The organism is Halobacillus litoralis (assembly GCF_020524085.2).
Lineage (GTDB): Bacteria > Bacillota > Bacilli > Bacillales > Halobacillaceae > Halobacillus > Halobacillus litoralis_E.
On the sequence record NZ_CP129016.1, the window covers coordinates 2,382,587 to 2,408,896 of the forward strand.

Genomic DNA, 26,310 nt, shown 5'->3' on the forward strand with positions numbered 1-26,310 from the left:
GTTTTTTTCTAATTTTTTGTTCAATTGTGCACCTTTTTTGTGATACAATTCTTAATTATTAATTACTTTCGTTCTCTAATGGGGTGTTGCATAAATGAAGGTTGTAAAATTCGGAGGCAGTTCTCTAGCTGATGCCGGACAAATTAAAAAGGTAAAAAAAATCATGGATTTAGATGAAGATCGACGCGTAGTTGTTGTGTCAGCTCCAGGAAAACGTCATAGTGAAGACGAAAAAGTGACGGATCTCCTAATTGCTTTAGGTACATCCATACAAATGCACCAAATGGATGAGACCGTTTATAAAAAAATCATCGATCGCTTTCAATCGATGACCGAAGAGCTCGAGCTCTCCTTCCATGTGGTGGAACAAGTGAAGGATAAAATTGATGAAGCGATCCAACTGGTGAAAGATGGATCTGAGCATGCGCTTGATGCTTTGAAAGCTTGTGGAGAGGATGGATCTGCACATATAGTGAGTGCATATTTACAGAAGACGGGGGCTGAAGCTTCTTATGTAAATCCTAAAGAAGCAGGAATTCTCGTCCGAGATCAACCTGGTGGAGCGTTGGTTTTAGAAGAAAGCTTTGAAAAATTGTATAGCTTGAGGCATCGTAATGAAATTCTTGTTATTCCAGGGTTTTTTGGCTATACGCCAGAAGGTGAATTGGTGACGTTCTCCCGCGGTGGATCTGATATTACCGGGTCCATTGTAGCAGCCGGTTTAAAAGCAGATTTATATGAAAACTTTACGGATGTGGATTCCGTTTATTGTGTGAATCCCATGTTCGTCGACCAGCCAAAAGAGTTGACCTCATTAACTTATCGAGAAATGCGAGAGCTTTCCTATGCAGGTTTTTCAGTCTTTCATGACGAAGCACTTATCCCTGCATTCAAAGAAAAAATTCCTGTATGCATTAAAAATACGAATAACCCTGCGGCACCTGGAACGATGATTGTAGCAGAACTACCAGAAAGGGAAAGTCATGTCGTGGGTATTGCAAGCGATGACGGATTTTTGAACTTATATGTGAGTAAATACTTAATGAACCGGGAAATCGGCTTTGGTCGCAGGTTGCTACAAATTTTAGAAGATGAAGAAGTATCTTTCGAACATGCTCCTTCTGGAATCGATGACATGTCCGTCGTCATTCGTGAACATCATCTTCCACCTGAAAAAGAGGAAAAGGTTATAAAGCGGATTAAGGAAGAACTTGAAGTAGACACCGTCTTGATTGAAAGAGAAATGGCTATGATTATGATCGTAGGGGAAGGTATGAATCAGACAATTGGTATCGCCAGCCGTGCAGCAGCAGCTTTCCGTGAGGCAGAGGTCAATATTGAGATGATTAACCAAGGGTCATCTGAAGTATCAATGATGTTCGGTGTCAAGTCCTCAGGTTTAGGCAAAGCGGTCCAATCTCTATATCGCACGTTTTTTGAATAGGCCACTTTACTTTCCGTGCTGAGGGAAGTTATTAAAGGATATGCCAGGATTGTGGAAGACTTAATTTCGAGGCTTTTGTTGAGTGGTTAGGGCTACGGGGGATGACTCGCTTTCCGCGTTGCCCCACACGAGGTGGGGGCGTTCGATGTTGGCGCAGGACGTGCCGAACTTAATCGAACTTCCTCTATTCTTTTGAGCCTCCTCAGAGGACTGAAGATTAATACTCCCATACCCAGGTATTTGAACCCTGAAAGCTTGATACAGAGCGTTTTATGCTTGTAACAATCGGGGTAGCGGAAGACAACTCATCTTGGTAAAGGGGTTCGTTTCTCACCGATATTGAATGGGGGATTGGGAAGCTGCGAGACTCCCGTGGGAGAAAGGAGATAGGCGAGATCCCGCAGGGCTTTAGTCCGAGGAATCTCGCCACTCCCCCACAGGAAAGCGAGTTGCTTCCCAGCCACCCCTGACGATCAACCAGGCAACGAACCCCGGGATCATCTGGAAACTGAGTCTTCAATAATCAGGAGTTTATGTGTAAAAGGTAGAAAAACGAAGCAGTGATTTTCACTGCTTCGTTTTTTTCTGTTGAGCCAAAACTTCATTCAATTGTCCCAATGTGTGAACGTCATAATCAATCGTTTCTGAAAGCAAATACCGAAATAATTCTGCCGTCATAATAGCATCATTCAATGCATGGTGTCGCTCCCTTTTATCAATGCCCACGTACTTTAGCAAGGGGTCAAGCTGATGCTTTACGTTCGGCAGAAGCCATTGCGCCATAAGTTGGGAGTCGATTACATGTGGTTCATAATCAGGAAGCTTCCACCTTTTTAACATAGCCTTTAAGAATCGCATATCAAATTTAGCTGGATGGGCGACAAGAACAGACCCTTCACTGAAATCCATGAAGTTCCGGAAACCTTCAATGAAAGGACTGGCATTATCGAGGCGGTCCCGAGATAGTCCTGTTAAACGCAACGTTTGTTTATTAACAGGACGAATCGGCCGGATTACCTGATGGAACTTCTCCATTCGGCAAGCATGCAGTCCTTGAAGCCTGATTGCCCCTATCGATATGATCTCATGTCCGATTTCTGGTAAGAACCCGGTGGTTTCAAGGTCAAAGATGGTATAGTCCAAATCCTTTAATGGCTTTTTGTGAAAATGTTCCTTTTTATTGAATACATGCAGCTGTTTTTCTAATTCATGGTATGTGTGCCATTTCAGGTAAGGTTTGATCTTGAAATAGTACATCGGTTTTTCAAAAAGCAGGTACTTTATTATTTGTAAGTCAACTGGAAGCATCATACCACCCGATTTCGGTTATAGCTCAATTCCAGCACCTGCTGCAGGCGTTTGGCGATAATGAGAGCTTCTCTGAGTGATCGACGTTCTTCTTTTTTCATAGGTCCGAGTTTTAAATCATTGCTTAATGGTTCTTCGTCGTCCAACTGTTGAAGATTAGCTTTCAAACGAAACAACATAAGACGGTGCAAGGCTGTTTTCGCATTTTCCACATCACGCGGGTGGAAACGTTCCTGTTCAGCTAAAGCTTCAAGCCTGTTTACGGTATTAATTTCTTCAATTCCATATTTCATACTGTAAATACGGATGGCATTGACAATTTGCATAATCGCTGATTTTTTCAAGTTGAGCGTCCGCTTTTTACCAATTCCTGAAATTCTTCCAAATGGTTGGACAGGGACCCGGAAACGAAGCGTATCTTTCATAAGCAATTGATGTAGGTTTAAGGATTTTTGAACGCGTTTCGTTACATATTTCTTCAAATCATAAGCAAGAGAATAATCGCCGGTAATTGGACGGAAATCCATGAAGATGGTGAAATCCCGAATTTCTTCTGCGTCCATTTTGTTGATCCACTGGTCGATACTTCCTTGCCAATCGCTCATTTGCTGACGCCACTTCGGTTCCTTTGCCATAATACCACCTGTACAGTAAGGAAAGCCGCATTCATTCAACATATCATTGATTTTAAGGGTGAAAATTTCGAAGTATTTTTCGATTTTCGCTTTATGCTTACTCTTGTCATAGTCGGCAAGAATAATGGCGTTATCCTGATCCGTGGAGAAAGCCTGTTCTTTCCGTCCTTCACTGCCCATAACCAGAAAACAGTAATTGACCGGCGGAGCTCCATGACCTTCACGAATCATTTCGTCTTCTGCGATCTGCACCACTTGTTTGTGAATCCGATCGTTATAGTTCGTCATCAACTCCGCTATGTCATAAGCGAACGTGTGTTCTTTAATCAAGCTCGCAATGAATTTTTGGAAACGTTCATTATGAATCGGTGACAGCGGTTTGATTTCTTCGATAGTCGTAGCGTTTGAAATTTTATAGGTCAGATCGAAGTACACGGAATTTTTAATCGTGAAAAACGAGGACTGCCTCAAAATTCCGACAACCTTGTCCTTATGAAGAACAGGGATGATTTCTGTAGGATGATGCTTCAAATAACTCAATGCATCATAGATGAATTCTTGCTCATTGATCTCATAAGCTTCTTCAGACATATAAGCTTTGACAGGGTTCTTGTGATCGTTCTCAAAGTAAGCCTTCAATATTTCACCATATCCAATCATGCCAAGCATGGATTGCTGGTCATCACTGACAATCAGTGCTTCTATCTTCTGCTGTTGCAGCATGCGGGCAGCTTTCTCGATTGAGGCTTCTGGATGTATAAAAGTAGGGGGCTCCATATAAGCGTCTGCACGCTTCTTGTACAGTTCGCGATCATCCTGTTCATCTGTTGTAGAGCTTTTATATTTTACTTCATCATATAAGCTTTTCATCAAGTGGCTGATGCCATCCATCACAACTTTTGAAAAGTGGTTGTTGTTTGACATCACTTTCAAGAAGGATTCACGTTCAAAGCAAATGGTTTTGATCGGTTCTAATGCCTGAACAGAAAATCGCATTTCCCCACTTGTGAGGAGAATCATTACACCTACCAGGTCTCCCGGGTAATAGAATCTCACTGATAATTGGCGGCCGTTCGACCGGTGCATGATATTTTTAGCAAGTCCGGAGACCATGAAGTGGATATCGATCGTGTCATCTTCATGGTCTTCATGGATGATGAATTCGTTTTTTGAAAATTCTCTGACCATGGCTTTCCCAAATACTTCTTCAAATTCTTCCTCAGAAAGCAAATCGAAAGGGTATTGCTTTCTAAACATTTCAAACTCTGTCACAGAGCAAAACTCCTTCTTCGCAGGTGTTATTTTCACTATGTCCTAATCCTTTTATTTGAACCGCCCTTTGGTCAAGTTGCGCTTTCTGTCTCTGTGAAGGATAAACCCCCCAATGAAGGCCATTCCGCCAACAACAAAGAGAATTCCAACAAGTCCTTGAATGGCAATGTGAAAAAAGATGGAGTGAAATTCGCCAAAAAGGGCATCTCGAATCAATTTTATCCCATAAACGGCGATCAAACCTGGGGTGACTAATAAAAGTAAAGCAATTAATCGCATACTCATAACTCCTTTAATTCAATCCATGAATAAGTATATCAAATGGCAGGGCAGGTTGGAACTATAGACACACTTGCTAAAATGTGCAGATTAAGGTACGATAAAGTTACGCAAAAAGTTGCAGGGTGTGGTGAAATGAAACGTGTGTTGATAGTCGGAGCGGGGAAAGGTGGAACCGCCCTGTTGAAATTGTTGAAGAAAATGGATCGTATGTTAGTGGTTGCAGTAACTGACATCGACCCGAATGCACCGGGGATAGCGCTTGCTGAGAGTTACGGAATTTCTACAGACCGCCAGTGGCAGGATTGGATACATAGAGAGATTGATATCGTGATCGAAGCCACAGGGGATGAACATGTTTTCAATGAAATTCGTGAAACCAGAAAACGCTCAACGGTTGTCATCCCGGGATCGGTCGCTTATGTGACCGCAGAATTACTGGAAGAAAAGGAAACGCTCGTGCAAAAATTGAAGCAGCAGACGGAAAATCAACACCTGATCTTGAACAGCATTCATGATGGAATGATTGTGATAGATGAGGAAGGAAAGGTTTCATTTATCAACCGAAGCGCGGAGCGCATTGTAGGTATGGGGCGTTCATCTATGATTGGAGAACCCATCAATGAAATCATTCCGGATTCGAGGCTTCCTCAAGTCCTGGCCTCCCGTGAAGAAGAAGTAAATCAGAAGCTTGCCTTAGGAAACGGAAAGACGGTCGTGACTACAAGAATTCCGATGATCGGGCAGAATCAAAGAGTGATCGGTGCTTTTGCTGTTTTCAAAGATATTACAGAAGTTGTCTATCTCGCTGAGGAAATCACAGACCTTAAAGAAGTGAAAACGATGCTTGAGGCCATCATTCATTCTTCGGAAGAGGCGATTTCGGTTGTCGACGAAAATGGAAGCGGTTTAATGATTAACCCTGCATACACGAGGATTACAGGACTTTCTGAAGGGGAAATTGTAGGAAAGCCGGCAACGGTTGATATATCTGAAGGAGAAAGTATGCACATGAAAGTCCTTCGTACGAGAAGACCTGTCCGGGGAGTGCGTATGAAGGTTGGACCTTCGAAAAAGGACGTTCTCGTTAATGTCGCCCCTGTGATCGTTGATGGAAAGCTTAAAGGGAGTGTGGGGGTTCTTCACGACGTTTCGGAAATTCAAGCGTTGACGAGTGAACTTAAAAGAGCGCGACAAATCATACGCAGTTTGGAAGCAAAGTACACGTTTGATGATATTATCGGAGACTCTCAGGAAATGACCCTGGCTCTTGAACAAGCGAAAGTCGGTGCGCGTACGCCAGCTTCCGTCTTGTTGAGAGGGGAGTCGGGGACGGGAAAAGAACTTTTCGCCCATGCGATTCATAACGAGAGCAAGCGGCGCCATAATAAGTTTATCCGTGTCAATTGTGCGGCCATAGCAGAATCCTTACTCGAAAGTGAATTGTTCGGCTACGAAGATGGTGCTTTCTCAGGTGCGAAACGAGGCGGTAAAAAAGGGTTGTTCGAGGAAGCGAACCACGGAAGTATTTTTCTTGATGAAATTGGTGAATTGACTTTGCCGATGCAGGCAAAATTGCTGCGGGTGCTGCAAGAGAATGAAATCATCCGGGTCGGTGGTACGAAGCCTGTCCATGTAGATGTCCGTGTCATTGCTGCCACGAATGTGAATTTGGAAAAAGCGATTATGAACAAGAATTTCCGTGAAGATCTTTATTATCGTCTAAACAGGCTTCCGATTTACATTCCTCCCCTTCGTGAAAGAATCGGAGATGTTCAGCTTTTGACGCACCATTTGATCCAAAAGCTGAATGAAGACTATGGAAGGCATGTAACCTCAGTCGATGAGGAGGCATTTAGGATATTGAAAGACTACGATTGGCCGGGAAATGTAAGAGAGTTAGAAAACATTATCGGCCGGGCGATGATTTATATGGAGAATATGGAAGATACGATCAAAGTGGAACACCTTCCTCGGCTGAAAAAGGCAACAACGGAATCAGGCGGTACTACGGAAAATGCGCCATGGCTGGGAGAGACCTTGCAAGAAGCTGTAGATGAATATGAAAAGAGTTTGCTTGCTGATGCTTACCGGTCTCATGATTTTAATAAAACGAAAACAGCCAAAGCTCTAGGGATTTCCATTCGGAATTTATATTATAAATTAGAAAAATATCAACTGGACAAAAAAAGCATGCAAAATTTTTCGTAATGCAAACTTTTGCAGGACAATAAACCTCCAGGTGAACCTATTTTGGTGTTTACAGGAGTTGGCATGAATATTGCATGTATAGAAGAGGGGAAGAGGTGACGCATGAAAAAGTTAGATGAACTAGTCGATCAAATTGACCGTCGCTCACCGAAAACGGTCGCTGTTGCTCAAGCAGCAGATCATGAAGTATTGAAGGCAGTTAAAATGGCCCGGGCATCCAACCTGGCTGAGTTCTTTCTTGTAGGAGATCAATCAGAGATTGAAGACAAGTCAAAAGCTGTTGATTTGGATTTATCACAGGAAGGCATTGAAGTCATTCATGCAAGTGAGAAGGATAGTGCACAAGTCGCTGTGAAAGCTGTACACTCCGGCGAAGCTCATGTTGTCATGAAAGGCCATATCGATACAAAATCTCTGTTGAAAGCCGTCCTGGATAAAGAGTACGGACTCAGGAAAGGTTCGGTACTGTCTCACGTCGCGTTGTTTGAAATTCCAGGCCGGGATAAACTGATTTACCTTACAGATGCAGCGATGAATATCGCGCCAAGTCTGGAGGAAAAAGCACAAATCATCAACAATGCGGTGGAAGTAGCTACACGGGCTGGTTGGGAGAACCCGAAGGTAGCTCCACTAGCTGCAGTAGAAGTAGTGAATCCTTCCATGACAGCCACTCAAGATGCTGCGATGCTCACGCAAATGAACAGGCGCGGGCAACTGAAAAACTGTATCGTTGATGGTCCCCTTGCCTTTGACAATGCTGTCGATCCAAAAGCGGCAGAACAAAAAGGGATCGTATCAGAAGTAGCGGGGCAGGCGGATATCCTCGTCGTTCCATCCATTGAAGTGGCCAATGCCTTATATAAGTCATTCATATATTTCGCCAAAGGAAAAGTGGCGGGTGTGATCAGTGGGGCTAAAGCTCCGATCGTATTGACGTCGCGAGCGGATGATGCTCAAAGTAAAATTTATTCACTGGCTTTAGCTTTACAAGCCAGTCAACAATAGGAGGAATTAAAATGAAAATTTTCAGCTATATGCAAGAGTACGATTACGAGCAATTGCTATTTTGTCAAGATGAACAATCAGGTCTAAAAGCAATCATTGCCATCCACGATACAACACTTGGGCCTGCTCTTGGTGGTACACGTATGTGGACATACGCTTCTGAAGATGATGCAGTGGAGGATGCCCTTCGTTTGGCGAAAGGGATGACATACAAGAATGCTGCAGCAGGACTAAATCTCGGTGGAGGGAAAACGGTCATCATCGGAGACCCTAAAACAGAGAAAAATGAAGAGATGTTCCGTGCCTTCGGTCGTTATATCCAAGGGCTGAATGGTCGCTACATCACAGCAGAAGATGTGGGAACAACCGTTCAGGATATGGATCTAATTCATGAGGAAACGGATTATGTGACAGGGATTTCTCCAGCTTTCGGATCTTCCGGAAACCCGTCACCAGTAACAGCTTATGGCGTATATCGTGGAATGAAAGCAGCAGCGAAGGAAGGGTTCGGTACGGATTCCTTAGAGGGAAAAACAGTGGCTGTTCAGGGTGTTGGAAATGTAGCCTTTACCTTATGCCGTCATCTCCACGAAGAAGGGGCAAATCTTGTAGTAACAGATATTAACAAAGAAGCGGTTCAGCGTGCAGTTGAAGAATTTGGTGCAAAAGCGGTTGATCCTGACGATATTTACAGCGTGGATTGTGACATTTATGCACCTTGTGCTCTTGGAGCAACGATAAACGATGAAACGATTCCTCAACTAAAAGCAAAAGTCATTGCTGGTGCAGCAAATAACCAGTTGAAGGAAACAAAACACGGCGATATTTTGCATGAAAAAGGCATCGTTTATACGCCGGACTATGTAATCAATGCGGGCGGCGTCATCAACGTAGCAGATGAGCTTCACGGATATAATAAAGATCGTGCGATGAAGCGGGTGGAAACGATTTATGACAACGTATCCCGCGTATTTGAAATTTCACGCCGCGATAACATTCCAACATATGCAGCTGCAGACCGTATGGCGGAAGAACGGATTGAGCGTATGCGCAGGTCCCGCAGTCAGTTCCTTCAAAATGGTCAACACATCTTAAGCAGAAGACAGAACGGTTAACGGGGGTTTAGGAATTGCAAACACATCGTATTCTGGTCATCAACCCAGGTTCCACATCTACGAAGATCGGAGTCTTTGATGATCAGGAAGTCGTTTTTGAAAAAACCATCCGTCACACGGCGGAGGATATCAGTTCATACAAGAGAATCATTGATCAATATGAATTCCGTAAACGCGTCATTCTCGACGAACTTGACCGTGAAGGCATCAACATCAGCAAATTGAGTGCCGTGTGCGGGAGAGGCGGATTGCTGCGTCCCATTGAAGGTGGGACGTATGAGGTCAATGACGCGATGCTTGAAGATTTAAAAAATGGATACAATGGAGAACACGCGTCTAATCTTGGTGGGATCATTGCCAATGAAATTGCACAAGGGTTGAACATTGGAGCTTATATCGTCGACCCGGTCGTGGTGGATGAACTCCATGAATTAGCCCGTGTTTCTGGTGTGCCTGAAATACCAAGAAAAAGTATCTTTCATGCCTTGAATCAGAAAGCTGTCGCGAGAAGAGCGGCAGCTGATCTTGGTCTGTCCTATAAGGATGCCCGCCTGATCGTCACTCATATGGGTGGAGGAATCACGGTAGGTGCCCATGTTGGAGGCCGAGTGATTGATGTCAACAATGGTTTACATGGAGATGGACCTTTCTCCCCTGAACGGGCAGGGACCGTTCCTGCTGGTGACCTTGTTTCCCTATGCTTCTCCGGCCAATATTATCGCGATGAAGTAATGAAGAAGCTGGTCGGGCAAGGCGGGCTTATGGCGTACTTGGACACAAACGATGCCCGTGAAGTTGAAGAGATGGTCGCCAATGGAGACAAAAAAGCGAAAGTTGTCTTTGACGCCATGGCTTACCAAATTGCCAAAGAAATCGGAAGCATGAGTGCTGTGATGGAAGGTAAAGTGGATGCGATTGCGCTCACGGGCGGACTTGCCTACGGGAAAGCGTTCGTTGAAGAGATATCAAAACGTGTGCATTGGATTGCAGATGTTCTTGTGTATCCGGGTGAAAATGAGCTGGAAGCGTTGAATGAGGGGACGTTGCGTGTGCTTAATAAAGAAGAAGTTCCAAAACAATATCCTAACTTTCAAGAATAGGAAGGAGAATCCAAGGTGGCACAAGAATACGATTTGGTCATTCTCGGAGGTGGCACAGGCGGTTACGTCGCCGCCATCCGAGCTTCAAAATTAGGCCTGAAAACGGCGATTGTAGAAAAAAGAGAACTTGGTGGGACATGCTTACACAGAGGGTGCATCCCTTCAAAAGCATTGCTTCGAAGTGCTGAAGTATTCAAACAGACGAAAGAAGCTGACCGGTATGGGGTTTCAACAGAAAACACAACCTTGAATTTCACAAAAGTCCAAGAACGGAAACAATCGATTGTAGACACACTACATAAAGGTGTTCAAGGATTGATGAAAAAAGGAAAGATCGATATCTATGAAGGCTTTGGCCGTATCTTAGGTCCTTCTATTTTTTCACCGACAGCAGGAACGATTTCTGTGGAGATGAACAATGGGGAAGAAAACGAAATGTTGATTCCTAAAAATGTGTTGGTGGCGACAGGTTCACGTCCTAAATCATTGCCGGGACTTGAAATCGATGGTGAAGTTGTCATGAGTTCTGATGAAGCTCTTCATATGAAAGAACTTCCAGAATCGATCATCATCGTCGGTGGAGGGGTCATCGGAATTGAGTGGGCCTCTATGCTTGCGGACTTCGGTGTTAAAGTGACCGTTCTTGAGTATTTGCCACACATCCTTCCTACCGAAGATGAAGATATTTCCAGGGAAATGTTGAAGCAGATGAAAAAGAAAGGCGTCGACATTGTTACAAGCGCTAAAGTCCTTCCTGATACGATCGAGAAAGACACTGGTGTAAAAGTTGATGCAGAAGTGGACGGCGAAACGGTTACGTATGAAGCGGAACGCATGTTGGTTTCTGTCGGTAGAGCAGCAAATGTTGACAATATCGGTCTTGAAAACACGGATATTCAAGTTGAAAACGGGACCATTCAAACGAATAATGTCTACCAAACGAAAGAAAGCCACATATACGCGATCGGAGATGTCATTGGAGGCATGCAGCTTGCTCACGTAGCTTCTCATGAAGGAATGATTGCTGTTGAACATATGGCAGACCAAAACCCACATCCGATGAACCCGGAGCAAGTGCCAACCTGTATCTACTCCAATCCTGAAGTTTCAAGTGTTGGTTTGACGGAAAAAGCGGCAAAAGAGAAAGGGTTCGATGTGAAAGTAGGAAAGTTTCCGTTCCAAGCGATCGGGAAAGCGCTCGTACACGGAGAAACCGATGGCTTTGTCAAAATCGTAGCTGACAAAGAAACTGAAGACCTATTAGGTGTGCATATGATCGGTCCTCACGTAACGGACATGATTTCAGAAGCAGCCTTGGCTCAAGTTCTTGATGCCACCCCTTGGGAAATCGCTGAAACGATTCACCCCCACCCAACGCTCTCTGAAGCAATCGGGGAAGCGGCTATGGCCGTTGACGGCAACCAAATCCATGGATAAATATGAAGGAGGGATCCTCATGGCTGAAAATCGCCATAAAGCTTTAGGCTTAAGTGATGATCAAGTGTTGGACATGTTTCGCACGATGTTGTTAGCAAGAAGAATCGATGAACGGATGTGGTTATTAAACCGCGCCGGTAAAATCCCATTCGTCATTTCCTGTCAAGGTCAGGAAGCTGCCCAAGTAGGGGCGTCCTACGCTCTTGATCGTGAAAAAGATTATGCTCTGCCTTACTACCGTGACATGGGTGTTGTTCTGTCATTCGGTATGACCGCTCAAGATCTGATGCTCTCTGGTTTTGCAAAAGCAGAAGATCCAAACTCAGGTGGCCGCCAAATGCCAGGTCACTTCGGCCAAAAGAAAAACCGGATCGTTACCGGTTCTTCACCAGTTACTACGCAAGTTCCGCATGCAGTAGGGATTGCTCTGGCAGGGAAGATGGAGAAGAAAGACTTTGTTTCTCTCGTAACATTCGGTGAAGGTTCTTCCAACCAGGGGAGATTTCCACGAAGGTGCGAACTTTGCAGGGGTACACAAGCTTCCTGTTATCTTTATGGTTGAAAACAATAAATATGCCATTTCTGTTCCAGTATCCAAGCAGCTTGCCTGTGAAAAAGTTTCTGACCGCGCCATCGGTTATGGTATGCCAGGTTTCACAGTAGACGGCAATGACCCTCTAGCTGTTTATGAAGCGGTAAAAGCAGCGGCTGATCGTGGCCGTAATGGAGAAGGACCGACACTAATTGAGACTGTATCCTACCGCCTCACCCCGCACTCCAGTGATGACGATGACCGTACGTACCGAGAGCGTGAAGAAGTGGATGAAGCGAAGAAAAAGGATTCGATCGTCACTTTCGCCCAGTACTTGCGTGACACAGGTGTCCTGACGGATGAGAAGGAAAAAGAAATGAATGACGAAATCAGTGAAATCGTCAATGAAGCGACTGACTATGCCGAGAATGCGGCGTATGCGGAAGCAGAATCAGCAATGAAATATGTGTACGAAGAGTAAGGAGGGGGAGCAATAATGGCAGTTATATCTTATATTCAAGCCGTCACTCAAGCTTTAAAAGAAGAAATGAAGCGGGATGAAAAAGTGTTCGTCCTTGGTGAAGATGTTGGAAAACGCGGGGGCGTATTCCGCGCGACAGATGGTCTTTACGATGAATTTGGTGAAGACAGAGTTCTTGATACCCCACTAGCTGAATCCGCAATTGCAGGAGTTGGAATCGGTGCAGCTATGTACGGCATGCGTCCGGTAGCTGAGATGCAGTTCGCTGATTTTATCATGCCGGCGGTTAACCAGATTATTTCAGAAGCGGCTAAAATCCGATACCGTTCCAATAACGATTGGAGTGCTCCAATTACTATCCGTGCCCCTTATGGTGGCGGTGTCCACGGGGCTTTGTACCATTCCCAATCCGTTGAAGCGGTTTTCGCAAATCAGCCGGGATTGAAAATTGTGATGCCATCGACTCCTTATGATGTCAAAGGTTTGTTAAAAGCGTCGATCCGCGACAATGATCCGGTTCTTTTCTTTGAACATAAACGAGCGTACCGCTTAATCAAAGGTGAAGTACCTGATGAAGACTATACACTTCCCATCGGAAAAGCAGATGTGAAGCGCGAAGGTTCTGATATTACAGTCATTACGTACGGCCTTTGTGTCCATTTTGCTCTACAAGCTGCAGAGAAACTCGCAGAAGAGGGCATTGATGCACATATCCTTGACTTACGTACAGTGTATCCACTGGATAAAGAAGGAATCATCGAAGCGGCATCTAAAACGGGTAAAGTCCTGCTTGTAACCGAGGACAATTTAGAAGGTGGAATCATCTCAGAGGTATCCGCAATCATCAGTGAGAATTGCCTGTTCGACCTGGACGCTCCCGTGAAGCGCCTGGCCGGTCCGGACGTGCCATCCATGCCTTATGCTCCTACGATGGAGAAGCACTTTATGATGAATCCAGATAAAGTAGAAAAAGCGATGAGAGATCTCGCGGAATTTTAATTGAAGGAGGAGGTTTCCTGTGGGTTTAGAAAAAATCAATATGCCTCAGCTTGGTGAAAGTGTCACAGAAGGAACGATCAGTACATGGCTTGTCCAGCCTGGAGATCAGGTGAATAAATACGATCCCATTGCAGAAGTCATGACAGATAAAGTGAACGCAGAAGTCCCATCTTCTTTTTCCGGAGAGATCAAAGAGCTTGTCGCATCTGAAGGAGATACCATTGAAGTCGGGGAACTCATGTGCTACATCGAAGTAGAAGGTGCGGGGTCTGCCGAAGCACCTGAAAAAGAAGAGAATAAGCATGCGCCTGCACAGGAAACGCCGGTGGCTGAAGAAAAATCAGCAGCTTCCAGTAAACCTGAGAAAAAACAGGACAAAGGCAATAAAAAGCGGTATTCTCCAGCCGTAATGACGCTAGCACAGGAACATGATATTGACTTGAATCAAGTCGATGGTTCCGGTCGTGGTGGACGTATTACGCGTAAAGATATCGAGAAAATCATTGCAAGCGGAGATATTCCTAAAGAAGAGGAAGCTAAAGCAGCTGCGCCAGTCGAGCAACCTGCACAAGCGGAGCAAAAGGCAGCACCATCTCCAGCCCCTTCACAACAGACACCGAATGTACAAGCAGGTGAAGGAGACATCGAGGTCCCTGTCACTGGTGTCCGTAAAGCCATTGCAGCAAACATGGTGAAGTCGAAGACGGAAATCCCTCATGCCTGGATGATGGTTGAAGTGGATGTCACGAATTTGGTTGAACTTCGCAATGCAAAGAAAAACCAATTCAAACAACAGGAAGGTTTCAGCCTGACTTATTTCGCTTTCTTTGTGAAAGCCGTCGCTCAAGCATTGAAGGAATATCCACAATTGAACAGTATGTGGGCAGGCGACAAGATCATTCAGCGCAAAGCGATCAACTTGAACATCGCCGTGGCAAAGGATGACCAGTTGTTCGTTCCTGTTATCAAAGATGCTGATGAAAAGAGCATCAAAGGAATTGCAAAAGACATTACAGACCTTGCGAACAAAGCTCGTCAAGGCAAGCTGACATCGAAAGATATGGAAGGTGGTACATTCACCGTCAATAACACAGGTTCTTTCGGTTCCGTCCAGTCTATGGGTGTGATCAACCACCCTCAGGCTGCTATTTTGCAAGTGGAATCCATTGTGAAAAAGCCGGTTTACCAAAATGGTATGTTCGGAGCACGTGACATGGTCAACCTATGCCTATCGTTAGACCACCGGGTTCTTGACGGCCTCGTTGCCGGCAACTTCCTTGCTCGCGTGAAAGAGATCTTAGAAAAAATGTCAGAAGACAACACATCGGTATATTAAGTAAAAAGAAAAAAGCTATCCTCCACTTGTGAGGGTAGCTTTTTTGAGATATATATTCTGGTTAAGATCATTGGTAATAAAAAGTGAGGCAAGCTTAATGGTGGATAGAAACACTTTTTTCAAAAGCCATTCCCAGATAGTTATAATGTATAATCACTTCATTTATTTCTTTATTGTTAATGATGCTTAAACCGTAGCTATTATCTTTTTTTAGTAGCGGTACCATTATTCACCTTATCTAACTGTGATGATGGAGAAGTATTTGGCTTAATGACCACGTCCTGAATATCGGTCAGCCCATACTCTACCGCCTCCCCATCAAAGCTGTCTGCTACGATAAAACCTTTGAGTGGATCGCTTACTTGAACTTTTTTATCCAAAGGTTCTTCATTCGTATTTATTCGCACATCCTCAATTTTTATATTACTGAATCCTTTATTTCCGATACTAATAACTACGGACTGTTTATCTGCCGAAGAACCAATCGCCCCGTTTACTAATGGTGTATGAAATTTAATAAAAGAAAAAAGTCCAATGAAACATGAGGAAATGATCAGAACGATTATGACACTTACTTTTTTCAAGTCTCCTCCCCCTTTTGTCAGCTCGCTTCCTTATTTTTATAAAGTATGATGTTTAGACCGCGCCTTCAGATAACATAAGCGTACCATACGTTTCTGATGCTTAAGAAGTCATACTAGTGTAATCCTTGGGTTTCTGTCTCTTAACTATACAATTCAATTGAAAGATGTCAGATATCTTGGTAAAATGTTCATAGCATTTCTATAAAGGGGCCATGTCAAATGGATTTTAATATTTTTATGAACGACGTTGTTTCAAAAGCACGTGAAGAAATTACACAAGCAGGATATACGGAACTGACGACACCTGAAGAAGTCGATCAGGCTCTAAATAAAGAAGGTACAACACTTGTGATGATCAACTCTGTATGTGGGTGTGCAGGAGGAATTGCCCGTCCAGCAGCAGCTCATGCGATTCACTACGATAAGCGCCCGGATCACCTTGTTACTGTTTTTGCTGGGCAGGACCGTGAAGCGACAGATCGTGCTCGTGAATATTTTGAAGGTTATCCGCCTTCCTCTCCATCTTTTGCGCTTTTGAAGGATGGCAAAATCCAGACAATGGTCGAGCGTCACGACATTGAAGGTTTTGAACCGATGGAAGTCATCGGAAAGCTTCAGCGCAGTTTTGAAGAGTATTGCGAAGAAGTATAAGAATACAATAAGCGTAGGATCTTTGTTTATAAAGCAAAGATCCTTTTTTACGTAAAACCCGGCCCTTACATAATAGTCCGCTCGATCTTTTTAGATCAGCGAGATAATGAAAGAACAGAGGTGAACACAGGATTGAAGATAGGATATCGGACTATAAAGACGGCATTGGGAACACCGTTTGCCATCTGGATTGCTCAGATGCTTCAGCTGGAGAATTTCGCATCAGCAGGAATCTTGACCATTCTCTGTATTCAAATAACGAGAAAACGTTCCTTTTTAAGTGCGTGGCATCGCTTTTCTGCTTGTTTATTAGCGATGGGGTTTTCATTCGCCTTTTTTGAACTATTGGGATACAACCCCATTGCGATTGGATTAATGTTGTTTGCCTTTATTCCGGCGACGGTGTGGTTCAAAATCACACCTGGAATCGTAACCAGCTCAGTCATCATCCTTCATCTCTACGGTTCAGGTGATATCGGCTGGAGTGTTATTTGGAATGAAGTGTTGTTAATTACCGTGGGGATTGGAACCGCCTTGCTTCTGAATTTATATATGCCTAGTCTGGAGAAGAAGTTGAATCAGTATCGAAATCAGGTGGAAAACAACTTTTCCATTATTTTGAGAGAAATTGCTCAATTTTTACGTAATGGAGATAATGATTGGTCTGGCAGGGAGTTAACGGAGACTGCTAACCTTCTTGAGAAGGCCAAATCTCTCTCCTATCGGGACGTAGAAAATCATTTGCTTCGCTCCCACAATCATTTTTATCACTATTTTCATATGCGAACCAAACAGTTTGAACTTCTGGAACGTATGCTGCCACTCGTATCCCGGATATCGACATCTGATGCACATGGCATTCGAATGGCCGAATTTTTCGATGATTTAGCTGATGCTGTCCATCCCGGGAATACAGCCCTTATCTATTTAAGGATGCTGAAAGAGATGAAAGAGGACTTCCGGGAAGACCGGCTGCCGGAGACGCGGGAAGAGTTTGAAGTAAGAGCCAGTCTATTCCATTTATTAAATGAAATAGAGGACTATCTGATCATAAAAAGATCATTCAAAAAGAGTGATGTATAGGGGGAAACCGTGAGGGGAAACTCTTAGTAAAAGAGGATGATTGCGTTGTACAGCTTTCTTTTACTTTTCAGTTTATTAAACCCTCTACTTCCTCCTCACACGCCGGCTGACCCCGTTATTATTGTAAACAAAGCGACCCATGAGGTTGTCCTCTACCAAAACAACCAGGTTCTATTCAAGGCTCCTGCGGCCATAGGAAAGACGAAGGACTTGACGCCGGAAGGACAGTTCAATGTTAAAGTGAAAGCTAAAGATCCATACTATCGGAAAAAAGACATCCCAGGCGGTGATCCTAAGAATCCACTAGGGAGCAGGTGGATCGGGTTTGATGCAAGAGGAACAGATGGTAGAATTTATGGAATTCATGGAACAAATCAGCCGGATTCTATCGGCAAATCAGTATCGGCTGGTTGTATCCGCATGAATAACAAAGATGTCGAAGCTTTATTTGACATGGTTCCCGCTGAAGCAGATGTATGGATTGTAGACAGCGAAAAGGAAATGTCTGATTTATATCGCCACTGGGAAGAAAATAACCTACAAAAACAACTCTAGAAACTAAGAAAGCCGAACAGATGGTCATTCCATCTGTTCGGCTTTTTTCATTCATTTATTATAAGAAGAAACTCGCGCCAGCCAATGCACTAGATAGAAGCATAGACAAAATCATGACATAGATCACGACTTTCATACGGCGTTCGCGTTTTGAACGTTTTTTTGTAGCCAAGGTGTGTAACCTCCTTCTCAGTCAATCCTACTGACATTCTACATAAAAAAGAGAAATTGGACAAGGGCGTGAAATCATTTACAATAAAATTGTGAATGATAGTAATTTTTAGATAGGTAAGCGCTTCATTTCTGGTATGCTAGTAGTGTGAATGGACTGAATAAGGAGGCCTTTCTTATGAACAGATCATCAAGTGACCAACACCCGAAGCAAAAATGGGAAAAAGATGTAGAAAAAACGACGGAGCGTTTTCCTGAAAGGAAAGAGGCGTTTCATACGAGTTCCGATATTCCGGTAGAGCGATTATACACTCCGGAACAGATGGATGAGGATTACATAGAGGAGATCGGCTTTCCAGGCCAATATCCTTATACGAGAGGGATTCAGCCGACCATGTATCGAAGCCGCTATTGGACGATGCGTCAATATGCAGGATTTGGATCGGCAGAAGAAACAAATGAGAGATTCCGATATTTATTGAAGCAAGGTCAGACCGGCTTATCGGTCGCCTTCGATCTGCCGACACAGATCGGCTATGATTCTGATGACCCTATGGCTGATGGGGAAGTAGGGAAAGTCGGCGTCGCCATCGATTCATTAAAGGACATGGAGCAGTTATTCGATCAAATTCCACTCGATAAAGTAAGTACGTCGATGACAATTAACGCACCCGCCAGCATTCTGCTTGCGATGTACATCGCTGTTGGAGAAAAGCAGGGGGTAGCTCCTGAAAAACTGACAGGGACGATTCAGAACGACATTTTGAAAGAATATATTGCTCGAGGTACGTATATCTATCCACCTAAACCTTCCATGAGGCTCATCACAGACATATTCGGGTATTGCCAGGAACATTTACCGAAATTCAACACGATCAGCATCTCCGGCTATCATATCCGGGAAGCAGGGTCCACGGCCGTGCAGGAAGTCGCCTTTACGATTGCGAACGGCATGGCTTATGTGGATGCGGCGATCGAGGCTGGACTCGAAGTCGACCAGTTTGCGCCAAGGCTTGCCTTCTTCTTCAATGCTCACAATCAATTTTTTGAGGAAGCGGCCAAGTTCCGGGCAGCCCGCCGCATGTGGGCAAAGATCATGAAAGAACATTATGGAGCAGAGAATCCGAAAAGTTGGAAGCTACGTTTCCATACACAAACAGGAGGAAGTACACTAACGGCTCAGCAGCCGGATAACAATATTGTACGTGTCACATTACAAGCACTCGCTGCTGTTATGGGAGGAACACAGAGCCTGCATACCAACTCAAGGGATGAAGCTCTTGCCCTTCCGACAGAAGATTCCGCAAGAATTGCGTTACGCACACAGCAGATCATTGCTAATGAGAGCGGTGTAGCAGACACGATTGACCCTCTCGCTGGTTCCTACTTCGTGGAGTCCCTTACAGACCAAATCGAAAAAGAAGCTCATGCATACCTTGACCGTATTAAAGAATTCGGTGGAGCGGTCCAGGCGGTAGAAGAAGGGTATATGCAGCGTGAAATTCATAAAGCTGCCTACGATGCACAAAAACGGATCGAATCGAATGAGGACATCGTCGTCGGAATGAACGAATTCAAACTTGAAGAAGAGATACATGCAGACTTGTTACGCGTGGATGAAGCACTGGAACAAGCACAAATCAAGAAAACACAGGAAGTGAGATCTTCCCGCGATCAGGACTCCGTGGAGACAAGCCTTAAGTCACTAAGAGAAGCTGCAAAAGGGGCAGAGAATGTCATGCCGCATATCGTGAAAGCGGTAAAAGCGTATGCCACCGTCGGGGAAATTGCGAACGTTTTACGAGAGGAATTTGGAGAATACACGGGAATGTAGGAAGGGATGATGAGGATGAAACCAATACGTGTACTTATAGCGAAACCAGGGTTAGATGGACATGACAGAGGAGCTTTAATTATCGCCCAGGCACTCAGAGACCATGGGATGGAAGTCATTTACACAGGTCTCCGGCAATCAGCCTTACAAATCGCAAGAGCCGCCATTCAGGAAGATGTGGATGTGGTCGGGCTATCCTCTCTCTCCGGTGCTCACAAGTCATTGTTTCCTAAAGTGGTCCAGGCGCTGGAAGAGCAGGGAGCATCTGATATTCCTGTCATCGGGGGCGGTGTCATACCTGCAGAAGATATTCCTTTTCTTGAAGAAAAAGGAGTGAACAAAATCTTTACAAGCGGGTCACCGACAGATGCAATCGCTATTTACATTAAACAGCTTCTTAACAAGGAAACCATCCATGCACCGAAACAAATTGCCCATATCGGTATTGCTGTCGAAAGCATCGATGCAGCCTTGCCGTTCTACCAGCATAACCTTAGCTTAGAGCTTGAGGCTGTTGAAATTGTGGAATCAGAACAAGTGCGTGTCGCTTTTCTTAGAATCGGAGAAACGATGTTTGAATTGTTGGAGCCTTTGAGTGATGACTCCCCGATCCAATCGTTTTTGACGAAAAAAGGAGAAGGTGTCCACCATATTGCCTTGGAAGTGGACGATCTTACGAAACGTTTGGAGCAGTACAAAGAGCAAGGGGTCCGTCTTATTCACGAACAGCCGAAACAGGGCGCTCATGACAGCCAGATCGCCTTTTTGCATCCGAAAGCAGCGAATGGTGTATTGTTTGAACTATGCCAGCATGGAGAGGAGGAGTAACCGTGGATATTTTTGATAAAATCAATGAATTATACGATAAGCGTCGCCAAGTTGAATTAGGAGGCGGAGATGAGCGGATTGACAAACAGCACGATAAGGGGAAATGGACAGCGAGAGAACGCATTGAACACCTGTTGGATGAGGACTCTTTCATTGAGTTGAACCCATTTATTGAACATCGGCATGATGCCTTCGGGATGGATGGGAAATCAGCACCGGGTGAAGGGGTGGTGACAGGGTTTGGTAAAATTCATGGACGTGATGTGTATCTGTTCGCTCAGGACTTCACGGTTTACGGTGGAGCCTTAGGAGAAATGCATGCGAAAAAAATTGCCGCTGTCATGGACCTTGCTGCGAAAAATGGCACCCCATTTATTGGCTTGAACGATTCTGGAGGAGCACGAATCCAGGAAGGCGTTTCTTCCTTGGATGGGTATGGCCAAGTCTTTTATCGGAACTCGATCTATTCCGGAGTCATTCCGCAAATATCGGTCATTATGGGGCCGTGTGCTGGAGGAGCTGTTTATTCTCCCGCAATCACTGATTTCGTCATCATGGTGGAAAAAACATCGCAAATGTTTATTACCGGTCCGAAAGTCATCGAAACAGTAACCGGCGAGCAAATTTCCGCAGAAGATCTCGGCGGTGCTGGCGTCCATAATTCTTTGAGTGGGAATGCCCACTTGAAAACCTCTGATGAAGCTTCGGCGCTGGATGCTGTTCGTGATCTCGTCAGTTATCTGCCACAGAACAATGAAGAACTAACCCCTGAAGTCGAAGTGGAAGCTGATGAAAACTTCAGACCTGACATCACAGATAAAATACCTTTTGACCCGATCCGACCTTATGATGTGCGTATCGTTATCGATGAATTTGTTGACGAAGATTCCTTCTTCGAAATCCATAAGGACTTCGCCAAAAACATCGTCGTCGGATTTGCACGTCTGCAAGGGAAGACTGTAGGACTTGTATGTAATCAGCCGAAATACATGGCTGGAGGACTTGATATCGACTCTAGCGATAAAGCTGCCCGTTTTATCCGTACGTGTGATTCTTTCAATATCCCTCTCATCACATTTGAAGATGTGACCGGCTTCTTCCCGGGCATTAAGCAGGAACATGGGGGAATCATCCGCCACGGAGCCAAAATTTTGTACGCTTATTCTGAAGCCACCGTTCCTAAACTGACAGTTATTACGAGAAAAGCTTATGGTGGAGCGTATGTCGCGTTGAACAGTAAATCGATCGGGGCGGACCTTGTCTATGCCTGGCCAAACGCGGAAATTGCTGTAATGGGTCCTGAAGGGGCGGCGAATATCATTTTCGCAAAAGAAATCAGAGAAAGCGAAACCCCAGAGGAAACGCGACAAAATAAAATCAATGAATACAGGGAACGATTCGCAAACCCTTACGTGGCAGCAGGACTTGGGATGATTGATGATGTCATCGACCCAAGAGAAACACGTTCCACACTGATTAAAGCCCTGGATATGCTGAAGAATAAACACGAAGAACGCCCATATAAAAAGCATGGCAACATCCCTCTATAATTGACACAGTCCTTTCATTCCGCTAACGTACTAAGAGGAATGTGTTTACATATGAAGGAGGCAGACATAGATGGTAGCCATTAATAAAGAACGCTTACTGAAGGAATTTCTAGAGTTGGTTCAAATTGACTCAGAAACGACACAGGAAGCAGAAATCGCTAAAGTATTGAAAAAGAAATTCCAGGACTTAGGTTTGGAAGTCATGGAAGATGATGCAGCCTCGATCACAGGTCATGGGGCAAACAACCTTATTTGTAATTTAGAAGGATCTAAAAAGGACGCAGAGCCGATTTACTTCACTTCTCACATGGATACGGTGGTTCCAGGTAACGGTGTGAACCCTTCTGTTGAAGATGGTTATATCGTGACCGATGGTACAACGATCCTTGGAGCCGATGACAAAGCGGGTGTTGCTGCGATTCTCGAAGCGATCCGTTCTCTTCAAGAACAAAATGTCGAGCATGGATACCTGCAGTTCGTCATCACTGTAGGAGAAGAAAGCGGCCTTGTTGGCGCGAAGGCTCTTGATGCTTCCATGCTCAAAGCGAAATACGGGTATGCGCTCGATAGTGATGGTCAAGTTGGAAACATTATCGTAGCTGCTCCTACACAGGCGAAAATCAACGCCGTTGTTAAAGGGAAGACAGCTCATGCAGGGGTTGCTCCTGAAAAAGGGATTTCAGCAATTACACTGGCTTCACGTGCGATTGCTAAAATGCCGCTGGGGCGGATTGATGATGAAACAACAGCGAACATCGGTCGTTTTGAAGGTGGTCAAAAAACGAATATCGTTTGTGACCACGTAGAAGTATTAGCCGAAGCCCGTTCTTTAGACCCTGAAAAAATGGAAGCGCAAGTAGAGAAGATGAAACGAGCGTTCCAAGAAACAGCCGAAGAAATGGGTGGCGAAGTCGAACTTGATGTCGAAGTCATGTACCCTGGCTTTAAACAACAAGCCGGAGACCAAGTCGTAGAAGTCGCACGTTCTGCTGCGAAACGCATTGGTCGTGAAAGTGAACTGTTAACAAGTGGCGGCGGAAGTGATGCCAACGTCATCGCAGGCCACGGCGTCCCTACAGTCAATTTGAGTGTAGGATACGAAGAAATTCATACAACCAACGAGCGCATGCCTGTCAGTGAGCTTGAAAAAATTACAGAGTTCGTAACGGCGATCGTTGAAGAAGTAGCACAATAACTTGCTACCCCGATACTCCCTGAATCTTCAGGGAGTATTTTTTATGATCTATATTACACTCTTCCACATAAGCTCCCGTTTGTAAAAGACTCAGTTTCGAGACAATGGGTTGGGTCTAGGGGCTCCGGGAAAAGGTTCGCTTTCCATGGGGCGGGCGCTGAGCCTCCTCAGGCTACGCCTTCCGGGGTCTCATCTGTCCCACACGTCGCATAGGAGTCTCACCGTTTCCCTCCGCCCCTTTACCATATAAGTGTCTCGAAACCACTTCTAAAAGAGTCAGCGTGTATGGTTGAGGGAAATGAATAATTAAAACACCTCCAAAGTACGTAAAAGCTTGATCCAGTGCGCTTCACACCTCAAATGTTTGATAGTTGAAGACCTTCCAACTTGGTACAGGGGTTCGTTTCTCACCTTAATCGTACGGGGTGGTTGGGAAGCTGCGAGACTCCCGCGGGAATGGATGGACTGGCATGACCCCACAGTGCGAAGCACGAGGAGGCTTGCCGTCATCCCCGCAGGAAAGCGAGTAGCTTCCCAGCCACCTGACGCCAACAACGTAACGAACCCCGGAAACATCTCGAAACCGTGTCTTAAAGAAACCTGCACGTTAGTTCAATAATGCGATTATGAGTTTTATGTATTGGACAAACAATAAATAAAGCGTTGTTGAACATGAACGAAGCATGACATGATATAATAGAGAACAAATGTTCCAATGGAGGAAGAACGTTATGCAGTCCAGATGGTATCCAAAAAAAGGACGCGTCATTTTTCATGTTGATATGAATAGTTTCTATGCATCTGTGGAAGCAGCTTTTGATCCATCCTTAAAAGGAAAGCCGCTTGCTATTGCAGGGAACCCTGAAGAAAGACGTGGAATCATTGTCACAAGTAGCTATGAAGCCCGCAACTACGGAGTTAAAACGACGATGCCTTTAGGAGAGGCTAGACGGTTGTGCCCTGAACTTATTGTTATGGGACCAACGTTTGAACGGTACCGTACAGCGTCCAAAGAAATGTTTAAAATTCTAGCTGATGTGACACCGCTCGTTCAGCCGGTTTCCATAGACGAGGGGTATATGGATATTACCGGCTGTGTGGACCAAGGCTCACCTCCGGAAATAGCCAAGCGTATTCAGCAGCGTATCAATGACGAGCTCGATCTTCCTTGTAGTATTGGGATAGCTCCAAATAAATTTTTGGCAAAGATGGCTTCCGATATGAAAAAGCCTATGGGAATTACGATCTTACGGAAAAGAGATCTTGAAACAAAATTATGGCCATTGGCGATAGAAGAAATGTATGGAGTCGGTTCAAAAACAGCAGAGAAACTAAGAAAAATCGGCATTGAAACCATTGGAGGATTAGCTGAACACCCTGTCCTTGAATTGAAGGGTGTTCTTGGAATCAATGGAGAGCGATTGAAAAATAGAGCGAATGGAATCGATGATCGGCCTGTCGATCCTGATGCTGTTCATGAATTTAAAAGTATCGGCACATCAACAACGCTTCCCGAAGATACGACGGATGACACAGAGGTACAAACCGTCATTCGGAGGCTTTCCAATAAAGTAGAAGGTCGGATGAAGAATAAGAAGGTTCTTGCAAGAAATGTGCAGTTGACGATTCGTTATCATGATCGAAAAACAGTGACACGAAGTCGGCAGCTGCAGGAATTCATCCACTCGTCGGAGGACCTTTTTCAAGTGGCGATGCAGTTATTCGATGATCACTGGAATCAGCAGCCTGTTCGACTGCTTGGCGTTACAGCGAGCGACTGGCGGAGAAATCAGAGGTCAGTCAACAACTTGATCTTTTTAATTTTGAACAATATGCCAGCAAGGAAAAATTATATAAGACGATTGATGATCTGACTGAGAAATACGGCAAAAACCCTTTCCGTGATCTCAGTAATCCGACAAATCCTCAGGTGAATACGAGCTTTCAAAAGGATTTTCTCGATGATTTCAAAAAATGATTCCCAGGCATATCCTCCATCTTCTTTTCCATACTAAGAGAGAAGGGAGGCGTTTTAGAATGGGTAGAGATCGACAGGAGAAAAAGTTGAAAACATCCGGCAGAGTGGAGTCCGATCGTGATCAGCGCTTAAGTTATCCCGGTGCGACCGCGATGGAGGGGCCAGAAGCAGCTCGTAAACGCAGATAATCAAGGAGGCGGATTTTATGGGTAGACGCACATGGGACCAAAACAGCAAGAACAACCAAACTTACCTCTAGGGCCGAAACAAGCATACGGGGAACCGGCTCAAGGATCTCATAAAGTGAAAAACAGACAGCATTCGCGTCAAAAACAAAAATCTTCTCACGATATGTAAGGTGAAAAGGCAGCCACTTGGCTGCCTTTTTATTTTTCTAACCATCCAATAATCCCCAACGGATTGAATGGCATATGATCTCAGTTCTTGGACAAAATAATTATTGAGGAGGTTGAGAATGATGCCAGAACAAATTGTCGCCGTTAGAAAAAACGGGCAAGGTAGCATTGTTGAAATGCAACTGTCGTCAGGACAAGTGATCGATTATAAACGAGCACATGAAATGGCGCGCAGTGGTGAACTGGAACACGTGAACCTCATTAGAGGTAAAGATGGAGAAGACCATCTGCGCAGTGAACCAGATGGCATTCAATCCAACAACTTGGACAACCTTCCATCTTTTTAATAGAGAACCCAGGCAAAGCCTAGC

General features: G+C 44.6%; 23 protein-coding genes and 2 pseudogenes. 20 read left to right on the plus strand and 5 right to left on the minus strand.

Going from position 1 to position 26,310, the window contains the following annotated elements; translation table 11 throughout:
- The first annotated feature begins 94 nt into the window (after positions 1–94).
- A complete protein-coding gene (locus LC065_RS12055) occupies positions 95–1,444 on the plus strand; it encodes an aspartate kinase (protein ID WP_226590807.1) in 1,350 nt (449 codons plus the stop codon).
- 567 nt (positions 1,445–2,011) lie between these two features.
- Here the strand turns inward: LC065_RS12055 and LC065_RS12060 are convergent.
- The 3 genes from LC065_RS12060 to LC065_RS12070 are packed head-to-tail and all read right to left on the minus strand — an operon-like array spanning position 2,012 to position 4,938.
- On the minus strand, positions 2,012–2,752 hold the full coding sequence (locus LC065_RS12060; protein ID WP_226590804.1) for a 3'-5' exonuclease: 741 nt from the start codon (positions 2,750–2,752) through the stop codon (positions 2,012–2,014).
- Positions 2,752–4,659, minus strand: coding sequence for a DUF294 nucleotidyltransferase-like domain-containing protein (locus LC065_RS12065; RefSeq protein WP_306163438.1), 1,908 nt, complete (start codon positions 4,657–4,659; stop codon positions 2,752–2,754). Before LC065_RS12065 ends, LC065_RS12060 begins: the two co-directional genes overlap by 1 nt.
- Positions 4,660–4,710: 51 nt before the next feature.
- The gene (locus LC065_RS12070; RefSeq protein WP_226590797.1) at positions 4,711–4,938 is read right to left on the minus strand and encodes a DUF2627 domain-containing protein; all 228 of its coding nucleotides are present in this window, start codon (positions 4,936–4,938) and stop codon (positions 4,711–4,713) included.
- Between the two features lie 135 nt (positions 4,939–5,073).
- Between LC065_RS12070 and LC065_RS12075 the strand changes: the two genes are divergently transcribed.
- From LC065_RS12075 to LC065_RS12110, 8 genes and pseudogenes are all read left to right on the plus strand, one after another.
- Complete coding sequence (locus tag LC065_RS12075) at positions 5,074–7,149, plus strand: sigma-54 interaction domain-containing protein (RefSeq protein ID WP_226590794.1); 2,076 nt, start codon at positions 5,074–5,076, stop codon at positions 7,147–7,149.
- Positions 7,150–7,251: 102 nt separating this feature from the next.
- Entirely contained in the window at positions 7,252–8,154 is a 903-nt protein-coding gene (gene yqiS / locus LC065_RS12080; protein ID WP_226590790.1) for a phosphate butyryltransferase, read from the plus strand.
- An 11-nt stretch (positions 8,155–8,165) separates the two neighbouring features.
- A complete protein-coding gene (gene bcd, locus LC065_RS12085; protein WP_226590787.1) occupies positions 8,166–9,269 on the plus strand; it encodes a Leu/Phe/Val dehydrogenase in 1,104 nt (367 codons plus the stop codon).
- 14 nt (positions 9,270–9,283) lie between these two features.
- Positions 9,284–10,369, plus strand: a complete 1,086-nt coding sequence (gene buk, locus LC065_RS12090; RefSeq protein ID WP_226590784.1) for a butyrate kinase — start codon at positions 9,284–9,286, stop codon at positions 10,367–10,369.
- 15 nt (positions 10,370–10,384) lie between these two features.
- Complete coding sequence (gene lpdA / locus LC065_RS12095) at positions 10,385–11,806, plus strand: dihydrolipoyl dehydrogenase (RefSeq protein ID WP_226590781.1); 1,422 nt, start codon at positions 10,385–10,387, stop codon at positions 11,804–11,806.
- Between the two features lie 19 nt (positions 11,807–11,825).
- Positions 11,826–12,819, plus strand: a pseudogene (locus LC065_RS12100) (thiamine pyrophosphate-dependent dehydrogenase E1 component subunit alpha).
- Between the two features lie 15 nt (positions 12,820–12,834).
- On the plus strand, positions 12,835–13,818 hold the full coding sequence (locus tag LC065_RS12105) for an alpha-ketoacid dehydrogenase subunit beta (RefSeq protein ID WP_226590777.1): 984 nt from the start codon (positions 12,835–12,837) through the stop codon (positions 13,816–13,818).
- A 19-nt stretch (positions 13,819–13,837) separates the two neighbouring features.
- On the plus strand, positions 13,838–15,154 hold the full coding sequence (locus tag LC065_RS12110; protein ID WP_226590774.1) for a dihydrolipoamide acetyltransferase family protein: 1,317 nt from the start codon (positions 13,838–13,840) through the stop codon (positions 15,152–15,154).
- Between the two features lie 200 nt (positions 15,155–15,354).
- Here LC065_RS12110 and LC065_RS12115 read toward each other — a convergent pair whose 3' ends face one another.
- Positions 15,355–15,738: a hypothetical protein gene (locus tag LC065_RS12115; RefSeq protein ID WP_306163439.1), complete on the minus strand. Its 384-nt coding sequence runs from the start codon at positions 15,736–15,738 to the stop codon at positions 15,355–15,357.
- A gap of 219 nt (positions 15,739–15,957) precedes the next feature.
- On the opposite strand from LC065_RS12115, the gene LC065_RS12120 reads away from it, so the two are divergent.
- The 3 genes from LC065_RS12120 to LC065_RS12130 all read left to right on the plus strand — a co-directional run bounded on the left by LC065_RS12120 (position 15,958) and on the right by LC065_RS12130 (position 18,027).
- Positions 15,958–16,389, plus strand: a complete 432-nt coding sequence (locus LC065_RS12120) for a BrxA/BrxB family bacilliredoxin (RefSeq protein ID WP_226590769.1) — start codon at positions 15,958–15,960, stop codon at positions 16,387–16,389.
- A gap of 132 nt (positions 16,390–16,521) precedes the next feature.
- Complete coding sequence (locus LC065_RS12125; protein ID WP_226590766.1) at positions 16,522–17,472, plus strand: aromatic acid exporter family protein; 951 nt, start codon at positions 16,522–16,524, stop codon at positions 17,470–17,472.
- Positions 17,473–17,508: 36 nt separating this feature from the next.
- A complete protein-coding gene (locus LC065_RS12130) occupies positions 17,509–18,027 on the plus strand; it encodes a L,D-transpeptidase (RefSeq protein ID WP_226590763.1) in 519 nt (172 codons plus the stop codon).
- Positions 18,028–18,085: 58 nt separating this feature from the next.
- Here LC065_RS12130 and prli42 read toward each other — a convergent pair whose 3' ends face one another.
- Positions 18,086–18,199 (minus strand): stressosome-associated protein Prli42, encoded by a 114-nt coding sequence (gene prli42, locus LC065_RS12135; RefSeq protein WP_226590761.1) that lies wholly within the window; start codon positions 18,197–18,199, stop codon positions 18,086–18,088.
- Between the two features lie 177 nt (positions 18,200–18,376).
- Between prli42 and LC065_RS12140 the strand changes: the two genes are divergently transcribed.
- The 8 genes and pseudogenes from LC065_RS12140 (at position 18,377) to LC065_RS12175 (ending at position 26,286) form a co-directional block, all read left to right on the plus strand.
- Positions 18,377–20,032: an acyl-CoA mutase large subunit family protein gene (locus LC065_RS12140; RefSeq protein ID WP_226590758.1), complete on the plus strand. Its 1,656-nt coding sequence runs from the start codon at positions 18,377–18,379 to the stop codon at positions 20,030–20,032.
- Positions 20,033–20,047: 15 nt separating this feature from the next.
- The gene (gene mce, locus LC065_RS12145; RefSeq protein WP_226590756.1) at positions 20,048–20,860 is read left to right on the plus strand and encodes a methylmalonyl-CoA epimerase; all 813 of its coding nucleotides are present in this window, start codon (positions 20,048–20,050) and stop codon (positions 20,858–20,860) included.
- Entirely contained in the window at positions 20,836–22,410 is a 1,575-nt protein-coding gene (locus LC065_RS12150) for an acyl-CoA carboxylase subunit beta (RefSeq protein WP_226590754.1), read from the plus strand. The genes mce and LC065_RS12150 overlap by 25 nt, the downstream gene beginning before the upstream one ends.
- Before the next feature lie 70 nt (positions 22,411–22,480).
- Positions 22,481–23,605, plus strand: a complete 1,125-nt coding sequence (locus LC065_RS12155; protein ID WP_306163440.1) for a M20/M25/M40 family metallo-hydrolase — start codon at positions 22,481–22,483, stop codon at positions 23,603–23,605.
- Between the two features lie 731 nt (positions 23,606–24,336).
- A pseudogene (locus LC065_RS12160) lies at positions 24,337–25,583 on the plus strand (DNA polymerase IV).
- Between the two features lie 59 nt (positions 25,584–25,642).
- Positions 25,643–25,771 (plus strand): YpzI family protein, encoded by a 129-nt coding sequence (locus LC065_RS12165; RefSeq protein WP_226590748.1) that lies wholly within the window; start codon positions 25,643–25,645, stop codon positions 25,769–25,771.
- 31 nt (positions 25,772–25,802) lie between these two features.
- Entirely contained in the window at positions 25,803–25,940 is a 138-nt protein-coding gene (locus LC065_RS12170; protein WP_306163441.1) for a small acid-soluble spore protein P, read from the plus strand.
- Between the two features lie 121 nt (positions 25,941–26,061).
- On the plus strand, positions 26,062–26,286 hold the full coding sequence (locus LC065_RS12175) for a DUF3892 domain-containing protein (RefSeq protein WP_226590746.1): 225 nt from the start codon (positions 26,062–26,064) through the stop codon (positions 26,284–26,286).
- The last annotated feature ends 24 nt before the right edge of the window (positions 26,287–26,310 follow it).

What these genes read in the sequence shown, in the direction of transcription:
- LC065_RS12055 (WP_226590807.1), top strand. Translation starts at nt 95, where the DNA reads ATGAAGGTTGTAAAATTCGGAGGCAGTTCTCTAGCTGATGCCGGACAA.
- LC065_RS12060 (WP_226590804.1), bottom strand. Translation starts at nt 2,752, where the DNA reads ATGCTTCCAGTTGACTTACAAATAATAAAGTACCTGCTTTTTGAAAAA.
- LC065_RS12070 (WP_226590797.1), bottom strand. Translation starts at nt 4,938, where the DNA reads ATGCGATTAATTGCTTTACTTTTATTAGTCACCCCAGGTTTGATCGCC.
- LC065_RS12075 (WP_226590794.1), top strand. Translation starts at nt 5,074, where the DNA reads ATGAAACGTGTGTTGATAGTCGGAGCGGGGAAAGGTGGAACCGCCCTG.
- yqiS (WP_226590790.1), top strand. Translation starts at nt 7,252, where the DNA reads ATGAAAAAGTTAGATGAACTAGTCGATCAAATTGACCGTCGCTCACCG.
- bcd (WP_226590787.1), top strand. Translation starts at nt 8,166, where the DNA reads ATGAAAATTTTCAGCTATATGCAAGAGTACGATTACGAGCAATTGCTA.
- LC065_RS12105 (WP_226590777.1), top strand. Translation starts at nt 12,835, where the DNA reads ATGGCAGTTATATCTTATATTCAAGCCGTCACTCAAGCTTTAAAAGAA.
- LC065_RS12120 (WP_226590769.1), top strand. Translation starts at nt 15,958, where the DNA reads ATGGATTTTAATATTTTTATGAACGACGTTGTTTCAAAAGCACGTGAA.
- LC065_RS12130 (WP_226590763.1), top strand. Translation starts at nt 17,509, where the DNA reads ATGATTGCGTTGTACAGCTTTCTTTTACTTTTCAGTTTATTAAACCCT.
- LC065_RS12140 (WP_226590758.1), top strand. Translation starts at nt 18,377, where the DNA reads ATGAACAGATCATCAAGTGACCAACACCCGAAGCAAAAATGGGAAAAA.
- mce (WP_226590756.1), top strand. Translation starts at nt 20,048, where the DNA reads ATGAAACCAATACGTGTACTTATAGCGAAACCAGGGTTAGATGGACAT.
- LC065_RS12150 (WP_226590754.1), top strand. Translation starts at nt 20,836, where the DNA reads ATGCCAGCATGGAGAGGAGGAGTAACCGTGGATATTTTTGATAAAATC.
- LC065_RS12155 (WP_306163440.1), top strand. Translation starts at nt 22,481, where the DNA reads ATGGTAGCCATTAATAAAGAACGCTTACTGAAGGAATTTCTAGAGTTG.
- LC065_RS12165 (WP_226590748.1), top strand. Translation starts at nt 25,643, where the DNA reads ATGGGTAGAGATCGACAGGAGAAAAAGTTGAAAACATCCGGCAGAGTG.
- LC065_RS12170 (WP_306163441.1), top strand. Translation starts at nt 25,803, where the DNA reads ATGGGACCAAAACAGCAAGAACAACCAAACTTACCTCTAGGGCCGAAA.
- LC065_RS12175 (WP_226590746.1), top strand. Translation starts at nt 26,062, where the DNA reads ATGCCAGAACAAATTGTCGCCGTTAGAAAAAACGGGCAAGGTAGCATT.